Below are 2,747 nucleotides of genomic sequence, written 5' to 3'. Positions count from 1 at the left end.
TAGTTCATATAAGTAATAATAACTCAATAAATAATATAAAATCATAATAATTGTTAATTATTCATTAATAATCACTAATATTTATTAAGTATGAATACTGCGGTATAATAACAATTGGAGAATAGATTACCACTCCATTATTTAGGTAATTAATTATGAAATTTATATTAACCATTTTACTAGCTTTTTCTTTTATATCAACCTCAGCTTATGCAGTTTCTCATAAAGAAGTCTATCGAGCGGATAGTGCAAAGCCAGATGTAGTTTTTCAAAGGGGTTTTCAGCCATCTGGAAATAATATTAATCTTGAGTATCACGTTACGGGATGGTCCAGTAGTCGTTACGACGCAATTGTTAGAAATTCAGCTTTTATTTCAACGACAGCATATGCAGATCTGCCCGCTACTTTGATCGATGATCTACTTCGACCTGGAGAACATTATTATCTTTATCATATCAGGGCCACCGATAATTTCTATTCCGTTCCTCTTAGTATGCGTAGCATAGCAGAGTTTCAGCACGCAGATTTATCACCCGAGCTCATTGAACATATGGATGAGGAAGAAGCATATGTCTCTAATGGTGCCATTCCACCTTCACAGATTGAAAGAGCTGATATCTTTTACCGCGATCCCACTACTAATCAAATAACATTTCAAGGTCAAGTGGCCAACCTGGGTTATGTAGATGCTGATACCAGAACGAATGAGAATCCCTTTACCTTAAGTCACAATATTCCGTTGCATAACCGACCAGTTTTACTGCTCGAAGGAACGAATATTAGCGCTGCATTTGAACCGAATAGTACAGCTGCAGCATGGTGTGTACCGGCAATGGTCGCAGCTCTTGCGCAAAATAGGTCGCTTCCTCAATAGCCAACTCTAGAGTTATTACGATTACCCACTACAATTATTTACAAATACTATTTTCTGACCAATTTAATTAGGAGTTTAACATGTTTAAAACAAAATATGCACTTGCATTAACAGGACTTTTACTTTCCTTTGCTTCATTCAATACTGCAAGTTATGCAGAAGATTTGGCGTGTGCAGACGGCGCCTCCCCAGTTAGAGCATATATTCGTTCTACCGGATTTAGCCCTGATGCACGTTCATTCTATTTTACAACACAGGATACAGGTATGACGTATTACAATGAAGTAGACCAAGATAATAAATCATATATTAATACTTCGGTTCAACCACTAGAAATAACTGCACTTCTATCTCACTTGCCCGTTAAGTTTTGTTATAGCACATCAGGTAGTACGAAGTGGGTCCAAAAACTTGAATTGTTATCGAATTAATTTTGTAATAAAAAATTATCAAAATTAACAGACAAAATTACTTTTTCTTTTGGTTTTTTTCTTGATACATCCGCCCTTTTTCTCTTTTAGGGCGATTTTTATTTATTTAATGAGCAAAACTTTTTAAAGCAAACAGGTGTTATCCACTGCATCTAAACTAAAACTTTATCACCGCTATAAAGCAAAGTCTTAAGTAAAAAACGCACCTATAAAATGATGCGTTTTGTTAACTAAAAATGGAGTTTATAAAATAAGAAAGAGAGATATAAACATAATTCTTTTAGTATGACAAAATGTTAACATAAAGCGTAACAGCAAGCAAGTAATAATTTTAATTAATTTTCTCAAAAGCTTGTTCTAGTAAAATAAACGCAGACATGATCTGACCTATATTTATATGCCTATTGCTTCTAGTAAACTCTCGCAATCGTGTAGCATTCATATTGGCCAATATGACTAAATTTAAAATATTAATATGGTACTTACCAATTTCATGCCATAAAACAAACAGCTTTTCATACGCCTCATGCTGTGCTTGGGTGGGTTCCCAGCGATTGCGGGAAACGCTGAGTAAACTTATCTTGGCGTATAAGTCTTGGGTTGCCCCTAAGGCTTTTTCGCAGAGAATGGCATATTGTTCAGCGTAGTTGCGTTGTTCAATAGTGATCATCCCACGCCCATACATCTCGTCATAAGCGCATTTACGGCGTAATCGGTTGGTTTTATGGTGAGGATGGTCAGGGTCAACGGCTTCCTCAAGCTCAAGTTCCCCTCGTTTCCAGCGTTGCTGTACCCCTGCTTGTCGAATAAGGAGGGGAATATACTTTTTTCGTTTCTGCATTGCGATTAAAATTACATTCCCAATGCATGTCTATACGTATCAAACAATGCTTCTTGCTCTTCTACCTCTGAAGGCTCTTGTTTACGTGCACGTATAATACGCCGAAGGACAGTTACATCAAACCCTGCAGATTTAGCTTCTGCGTAAATATCTTTGATATCGTTTGCTAACTCTCCACGTTCCCTTTCTAAACGTTCTATACGCTCTATAATACTCCTCAAACGCTCCGCCGCAATTCCACCAATCTGTGTTGTGGTATTACTATGGTCCATCACCATATCGGTTACGAAATTGGCCACACCATCCACAAAAGAATTCATTGTATCGTTTTTTAAATCGTTCATGTTTTACCTTTATTTTTTGGCCATTAAGAGAGGTGCTTTTTCGTCAAAGTGAGAGGTTTAGGCTTTTTTTGAAGTCCTGTTTTTTTGCAATTGCCTTAACGCATTTTTAATAGGACCTTCAGGAAAATATTTTAAATCCCGCATAAAATTTTCCCATATGTCCGTAGGATTCCCATTGTCTTCCTCTTGTTTTGTTTCATCGCTAAACAGATATTCATAGGCCGATACGCAATATTGCCGCATGAGGCTTTTAAAC

General features: G+C 36.7%; 5 protein-coding genes. 2 read left to right on the top strand and 3 right to left on the bottom strand.

Going from position 1 to position 2,747, the window contains the following annotated elements; translation table 11 throughout:
• Window positions 1–155 precede the first annotated feature (155 nt).
• On the top strand, window positions 156–875 hold the full coding sequence (locus AABE15_RS08490; RefSeq protein ID WP_338330864.1) for a hypothetical protein: 720 nt from the start codon (window positions 156–158) through the stop codon (window positions 873–875).
• An 80-nt stretch (window positions 876–955) separates the two neighbouring features.
• Window positions 956–1,306 (top strand): hypothetical protein, encoded by a 351-nt coding sequence (locus tag AABE15_RS08485; protein WP_338330863.1) that lies wholly within the window; start codon window positions 956–958, stop codon window positions 1,304–1,306.
• Window positions 1,307–1,637: 331 nt separating this feature from the next.
• On the opposite strand, the gene AABE15_RS08480 is transcribed toward AABE15_RS08485, so the two are convergent.
• From AABE15_RS08480 to AABE15_RS08470, 3 genes are all read right to left on the bottom strand, one after another.
• Complete coding sequence (locus tag AABE15_RS08480) at window positions 1,638–2,147, bottom strand: hypothetical protein (RefSeq protein ID WP_338330862.1); 510 nt, start codon at window positions 2,145–2,147, stop codon at window positions 1,638–1,640.
• An 11-nt stretch (window positions 2,148–2,158) separates the two neighbouring features.
• Entirely contained in the window at window positions 2,159–2,425 is a 267-nt protein-coding gene (locus AABE15_RS08475) for a DUF2312 domain-containing protein (protein ID WP_338330865.1), read from the bottom strand.
• Window positions 2,426–2,548: 123 nt separating this feature from the next.
• A partial coding sequence (locus AABE15_RS08470) for a hypothetical protein (protein ID WP_338330861.1) occupies window positions 2,549–2,747 on the bottom strand: 199 nt, incomplete at its 5' end.

Source organism: Commensalibacter sp. Nvir (genome assembly GCF_963921845.1).
Classification (GTDB): Bacteria; Pseudomonadota; Alphaproteobacteria; order Acetobacterales; family Acetobacteraceae; genus Commensalibacter.
This window is presented reverse-complemented; position numbering and strand designations above follow the sequence as displayed.